Raw genomic sequence first — 6,215 nt, 5'->3', positions numbered from 1 at the left:
CCCCTAACCAAATTGAACGCTACGGCCGCCGTTATATGGCGGGTGTTCGCATCAACTTCTAACCTACTTTTGAATTTACAGCTCAGAGTTTAATCGCTCTGAGCCGAGTAATAACTAAGGAATAACCATGAAAACAATATTTAAAAAGATTGCCATTGCTGCGTTAGTCTCATCAACACTTGCAGCGTGTACAGCAACTGCGCCTAAAGTCGCTATTGAATCTGCACAGACTAATTTTAGTAATGAAAACTACCAAATTAGCTGGCAGCAAGATGTCCCTGCAGCTGTTGATGTTCTGGTATCAACAACACCCGATTTAACGAATGCAACACTCATTGCTGATGATATTACTACTAATGTATTTAATTGGTCACCTAACAATGAACATCAGCGTTACTACTTTTTTGTAAAACCAGAAAATGGTGAAGCGACTATGACCACAACGCGACTAATTCCACTTAAAGGTGGCCGAAACTTCCGCGACTTAGGCGGCTACAAAACCCAAGATGGCCGCACTGTAAAATGGGGCAAAATTTACCGTTCTGGTGTTTTAGCGAATCTAACAAACGACGACTATGCGCTTATCAATAGCTTAAATATCGATACCCTTGTTGATTTTCGTGCTAATTCAGAGCGAGATTCAGAAGTCACGTTATGGGCTGCTGATAAGGTTGAAATCATCGACCGTGACTACGAAATGGACTTTGATATGGGACAAATCGGCAAAGTGCTTCGTGACCCTAATCTAAGCCGTGAAAAGCTCGAAAATGTGATGGTACAAATGTACCCGCGAATTGTAGAAGACCAAAAGCAAAACTACACACAGATGTTCGACCGTTTAGTAAATAAAGACGGCGGTTTATTGTTCCATTGTACGGCAGGAAAAGACCGTACAGGTATCAGTGCTGCATTGATTTTAACTGTGTTAGGTGTTGATCAACAGACAATTATGAATGACTATCTTGCATCAAACGACTACCTCGATTTTGAAAGTATGCTCGCTAAAGACACTGGCAAAATGGACCCACAATATGCAGCAATGATGCAGTTTTTTGCCAGCCTACCAAAAGAAGTAGCGATGCCACTTAAAGGGGTCACTCAGCCTTTACTTGAATCTGCAATTGAGAGCATGGAGCAGCAACACGGAAGCGTACTTAATTACATTCAAGCCGAATTAGACGTAAGCGATGAAGACATTCAAATTCTGCGTGCCAAGTACTTATTGTAAATAACACTGCATTCACTCCAAAGTTACCCTGTGTTTTTAGCGCCGGGTAACTTTATTCCATCATTGTAAAACACCATACGATTACCCCCTTCATACTTTGCCTTGTACATTGCTTTATCGGCACACTGAATGAGATATTCTGCGTCACCATAATGCTCGGGGAACAATACGGCACCAATACTTGGCGAGTAAATAAGCTCTGCATCGTTATAAATTAAGGGTTGGCAAATTTCGGTTATTAATTCGTCAACCAATTCAATGACGTCTCTTTTGTGTTTAATGCTATTGAGGATCACCACAAATTCGTCGCCCCCTAAGCGCCCTACACTATCTTCTTTTTTTAAGACATGACGAATACGCATAGCAATGGTTTTTAAGAGCTTGTCGCCAGCGCCATGACCATGAATATCATTTACTTGCTTAAAGCCATCAATATCGATAAACAGTACTGCAATCACGGTTGAAATAGTGTTCGCAATTGACAATGATTCCTCGAGCTGGGTGGTTAAGAAACTGCGGTTGGGAAGATCGGTCAGAGGGTCGTGCCCTGCCATATAAATCAGTTTTTGTTCGAGCTTTTTTTGCTCTGTAATGTCATAAGCAATAGCCACTCTAACTTGCTTTTCTTTTGACCAATAAACAGACCATAAAACATGCACTACTCTGCCATCTTTTCTAACCCAGCGGTTTTCAAATCGTGGGTGCTGATCATTGACCACAATTTGGTTAATGGCATTGATGGTTTTGGCTCTGTCTTCTGGATAAACAAAATCCAACATTTTTCTATTAATGGCTTCTTCTGGCGCGTATCCGAAAATTGTTTCAAAGGCAGGATTAGTAAAAAGTAACGTGCCTTTGGCATCAACTACACATACTGCATCGAGTAGAAGCTCAATAATATCTGACAAATAATCCGATGTATCTATGTTCATACGCAACTTTTAGGCTAGGTCTACTCTGAGTATAGACGAAACCTAACAAGTCACTGAAAGTTTAAGCCTTAATTGGATATAACTTTTTGCAAAGCCAAGCTGAAATAGCACTGAATACGGCAATACCCGCAAAATCAGCGATTAAATCAACAAAATCTAGCGTTCGAGATTCTACAAAATACTGGCTTAGCTCTTCTAAAATCACAAATGTACTAACAATCAGCACAGCTAAATAAATAGGCCGCCCAGCAACGTTCATTGTTTTAAATTTAAAGGCAAGATTGATGAATAACGTGAGTAACCCAAATAAGCAAAAATGCCCCAACTTATCACCGTAAGGAATTGTCGCAACGAGTTCGAAAAACACCGACTTTTGCCCAGTATTGGCAAGATAAATAACCCAACCAATAAAACCAAAAAAGCCGATAGCAATTAACACAAGAATACGTTGAAACATCTTTTATGGCGCCATATGTGAGGTTAAAAATAAAAATTGATAGGCAATGACTTTATTCCAATAGTGCCAATCATGAATGCCCGGACGTTCAACATAATCATGGCGGATGCGCATTTTCAACATCGCTTGATGTAGCGCTCGGTTTTGCTCAATAAAAAAGTCATCAACGCCTATATCAAGCATAATAGGTAAGGTATCAGCGCCCTTTTTCCATGCCGTATTGCCTGCAGCAATTTTATGAAGGTTATTAATAATGGCTATGCTATCCCATTTTTCTTTGTTTTCAGCATAACTGCCGAGTACTTTTGCAAGATCAAACTCTGCACTAAACGGCCTAACATCGACCCCAGCAGACATTCCTGAAACTGCTGCAAACTGGTTTGGGTGATTTATTGCAATATGTAAAGCACCAAATCCCCCCATAGATAAGCCGGTTATTGCACGGCCACTTTTAGACCGATTGGTCGAATATTTAGAATCGATATAATTTAGTAAATCGTCTGCGATGTAGGTTTCGTATTGAGAGCTTTTGTTGATATCTGAATCGAGATACCACGAACCAAAATTGCCATCTGGATTAACAATGATGACATCATATTGGTCTGCTAATTTTTCAATGTTTGTCAGCTTAGTCCAATCGCTGTGATTGCCACTGTAGCCATGTAATACATAGATAACATTGTATTTTTTTGAGTCCTGATAGCCCTCAGGTAATGTCACCGTTACAGGTTTTTCGATGGCAGTTTTTTTGCCCTTAAATATGTGGGTGTCGGTTTGGTAGGCACAAAGCGGTAAGCTAAAAACGAAGGACAGCGTACAAAGCAACTTTTTCATCATTAATTCCTTTTTCTTTTTATATTTTCATTTCTCACACTAGATGTAAATAACTGAATAGTTGATAGATTTTAATCTTAGTTTTTAAATTAAATGAACTGATAAAAAACCACTCAAATGGTATAGTAAGGCTACTTTGATTTTTAAAAAGCGTCGTCTATGTATCGTTTATTTGAGCGGATGACTAATCCGTTTCCTAAAGAGCAACCCTCTCAGCCACCTAATAGCTTATTTGCTTTTTGCCGTCATTATACTCGTGGCATGGAACTGTCACTGCTATTTATGTCTTTGAGTGCCGCAGCGCTCGCTATTTTAGAAGTATCGCTATTTAGTTACATGGGGCAACTTGTCGATTGGCTTGGTGAATATACCCCAGATACCTTGTTTGTAGAGCAGCAGGCTGAGCTTACAAAAATGGCGGTTATGTTGCTGGTGGTGTTACCTATTGTCGTGTTCTTTCACTCAGCGGTGTTACATCAAGCGCTGCTTGGCAACTATCCTATGTCTATCCGTTGGTTAGCACACCGTTATTTGCTTCGTCAGAGTGTTAGTTTTTATCAAAACGAATTTGCCGGCCGTATTGCGACAAAAGTCATGCAAACCTCATTAGCTGTTCGTGAATCAGTGATGAAACTGCTCGATGTTCTAATGTATATCGTAGTCTACTTTGGCGCCATGGTGTTTTTGGTAGCAGAATCTGACTGGCGTTTAATGTTGCCATTATTAGTTTGGTTAGTTCTTTATGCCGCTATTCAAATGTATTTTGTACCTAAGCTAAAGAAAGTAGCCAGCTCGCAAGCTGATGCACGCTCAGAAATGACCGGTCGTGTAGTTGATAGCTACACTAACATTTCAACTATCAAATTGTTCTCCTACACACAGCGAGAAGAACAATATGCAAAAGATAGCATGGATGTATTTTTACAGCCGGTATATAAGCAAATGCGCCTAGTTACCAGCCTCAACTTCTCTATTAACACGCTAAATTACTTATTGGTATTTAGTATTGCTGCCCTCTCTTTATATCTATGGTCAATTAGCGCCATCAGTGTTGGTGCTATCGCTATTGCGGTGAGTTTATCATTGAGATTAAACGGTATGGCACAGTGGATCATGTGGGAGATAAGTAGCCTATTTGAAAACATTGGTACTGTTGCTGATGGTATGAAAACCCTATCAACGCCGATTGAAGTGGATGATAAACAAAACGCAAGTACCCTTGCAGTTAATGAAGGGTCAATAACCTTTGAGAATGTGCAATTTAACTATGGTAAAGCTGCCAACGAAACCCATCGCGGCCCTGTTATCAATGGTTTAAATCTAGACATCAAACCGGGTGAAAAAATAGGTTTAGTGGGTCGCTCTGGCGCAGGTAAATCTACCTTAGTGAATTTATTACTGCGTTTTTATGATGTTGACTCGGGCACAATTCGTATTGATGGTCAAAACATCGCTGAGGTAAGCCAAGAAAGCTTACGTAAGCACATTGCGATGGTGACGCAAGATACCTCACTGTTACACCGCTCAGTAAAAGATAACATTCTTTATGGTAGACCCGATGCAACTGAAGATGAAATGCTTGCGGCCGCAAAGCAAGCAGAAGCAATTGAGTTCATCGAAGACCTAGAAGACAGCAAAGGCAATAAAGGCTTTGCCGCACAAGTTGGTGAACGCGGTGTGAAGCTTTCTGGTGGTCAACGTCAACGTATTGCTATTGCACGAGTCCTTCTAAAAGATGCGCCAATTCTTATATTGGATGAAGCAACCAGTGCTCTTGATTCTGAAGTTGAAGCCGCGATTCAAACTAGCCTAGACGATTTAATGACTGGCAAAACTGTAATTGCCATTGCACACCGTTTATCAACTATTGCGCAAATGGATAGGCTCATTGTGCTTGATGAAGGTGGCGTGGTTGAACAAGGCTCTCATGAGCAATTAATCGCACAAGGTGGCATCTATGCTGCCCTGTGGTCACATCAAACTGGTGGCTTTATCGGCGTTGAGTAGCTAGGTTTTCAGTATTAAAAAGGCATTGAATGAGTATTCGTTCAATGCCTTTTGTTTATGTTAGCAATGCTGTTTAAATCAAGCGTAAACCAATCAGAACGAGCATCACAATATTTGCCAGAGCAGCGATTAAAAAGAAATAGCTGCGTGGGCTTGGATTCTTCTCAGTAGCCACACCATAATACAGCAGCATATGAATGATCCTTGCAATCACATACACCCATATACACAGTGCAAATGCGCTGCTGTTCAAGTTTAAAAAGAATCCCAGAAATACGGTACCTAAAAATAACGGGCTATTTTCTAAGGTATTCATAAATGTGCGATGTGAACGAAACACAAAGCTGTCATGACTTAATGTATTATCGAGTTTACCAGGCACCGCATTGGGTTGTTTGGCTTTTGTGACAGCTGCAATTATCCACTGAATAGTAAGCATAATTAGAAAAACATACACAGCCGCATAAGCTGAAAAAGTAAGTTCAGGCATCTTCATTTCCTTTTCTATAACAACATGAATGCCTATTCCTTGCAAAAATCCAACCAATTTAAAGCACTGATTTATAATTGGTTATTTATATGATTAAGTTTTTGCAGTACCAATTGTTCGCAAAGTGTATAAATTTTACAGCGTTGCTGAGCAATTTATGAAGTAATAATAGATGTGAGTATTATTTGAAACTTAAGAAAACTAAATTTATTTTAACAGGTCGCAAAACTAAAACGGTGCTTTAAAAAGCACCGTTAGTTTTGCTGT

The 6,215-nt window shown here is 39.9% G+C and carries 6 protein-coding genes; 2 read left to right on the top strand and 4 right to left on the bottom strand.

From position 1 onward, the window contains the following. Positions 1–127: 127 nt before the first annotated feature. Positions 128–1,228, top strand: a complete 1,101-nt coding sequence (locus AUR67_RS08485; RefSeq protein WP_058584932.1) for a tyrosine-protein phosphatase — start codon at positions 128–130, stop codon at positions 1,226–1,228. Between the two features lie 23 nt (positions 1,229–1,251). Here the strand turns inward: AUR67_RS08485 and AUR67_RS08480 are convergent, their stop codons facing one another. The 3 genes from AUR67_RS08480 to AUR67_RS08470 form a co-directional block, all read right to left on the bottom strand. Beyond that, positions 1,252–2,160, bottom strand: coding sequence for a GGDEF domain-containing protein (locus AUR67_RS08480; RefSeq protein ID WP_058584931.1), 909 nt, complete (start codon positions 2,158–2,160; stop codon positions 1,252–1,254). A gap of 61 nt (positions 2,161–2,221) precedes the next feature. Then, positions 2,222–2,617 carry a VanZ family protein gene (locus tag AUR67_RS08475; protein WP_058584930.1) on the bottom strand — a complete coding sequence of 132 codons (396 nt, stop codon included), beginning with the start codon at positions 2,615–2,617 and terminating at the stop codon, positions 2,222–2,224. Between the two features lie 3 nt (positions 2,618–2,620). Further along, positions 2,621–3,451, bottom strand: coding sequence for an alpha/beta hydrolase (locus tag AUR67_RS08470; protein ID WP_058584929.1), 831 nt, complete (start codon positions 3,449–3,451; stop codon positions 2,621–2,623). A gap of 159 nt (positions 3,452–3,610) precedes the next feature. Between AUR67_RS08470 and AUR67_RS08465 the strand changes: the two genes are divergently transcribed. Next, positions 3,611–5,458, top strand: a complete 1,848-nt coding sequence (locus tag AUR67_RS08465) for an ABC transporter ATP-binding protein (RefSeq protein WP_058584928.1) — start codon at positions 3,611–3,613, stop codon at positions 5,456–5,458. Positions 5,459–5,531: 73 nt separating this feature from the next. Here the strand turns inward: AUR67_RS08465 and AUR67_RS08460 are convergent, their stop codons facing one another. Next, positions 5,532–5,948 carry an MAPEG family protein gene (locus AUR67_RS08460; RefSeq protein WP_058584927.1) on the bottom strand — a complete coding sequence of 139 codons (417 nt, stop codon included), beginning with the start codon at positions 5,946–5,948 and terminating at the stop codon, positions 5,532–5,534. Between the last annotated feature and the right edge of the window lie 267 nt (positions 5,949–6,215).

The sequence above is a fragment of the Pseudoalteromonas sp. XI10 genome (assembly GCF_001469895.1).
In the GTDB taxonomy this organism is placed as follows: Bacteria; Pseudomonadota; Gammaproteobacteria; order Enterobacterales; family Alteromonadaceae; genus Pseudoalteromonas.
This window is presented reverse-complemented; position numbering and strand designations above follow the sequence as displayed.

Coding starts and splice junctions, on each gene's coding strand:
- AUR67_RS08460 (WP_058584927.1), bottom strand. CDS start 5,948: ATGCCTGAACTTACTTTTTCAGCTTATGCGGCTGTGTATGTTTTTCTA.
- AUR67_RS08470 (WP_058584929.1), bottom strand. CDS start 3,451: ATGAAAAAGTTGCTTTGTACGCTGTCCTTCGTTTTTAGCTTACCGCTT.
- AUR67_RS08465 (WP_058584928.1), top strand. CDS start 3,611: ATGTATCGTTTATTTGAGCGGATGACTAATCCGTTTCCTAAAGAGCAA.
- AUR67_RS08485 (WP_058584932.1), top strand. CDS start 128: ATGAAAACAATATTTAAAAAGATTGCCATTGCTGCGTTAGTCTCATCA.
- AUR67_RS08480 (WP_058584931.1), bottom strand. CDS start 2,160: ATGAACATAGATACATCGGATTATTTGTCAGATATTATTGAGCTTCTA.
- AUR67_RS08475 (WP_058584930.1), bottom strand. CDS start 2,617: ATGTTTCAACGTATTCTTGTGTTAATTGCTATCGGCTTTTTTGGTTTT.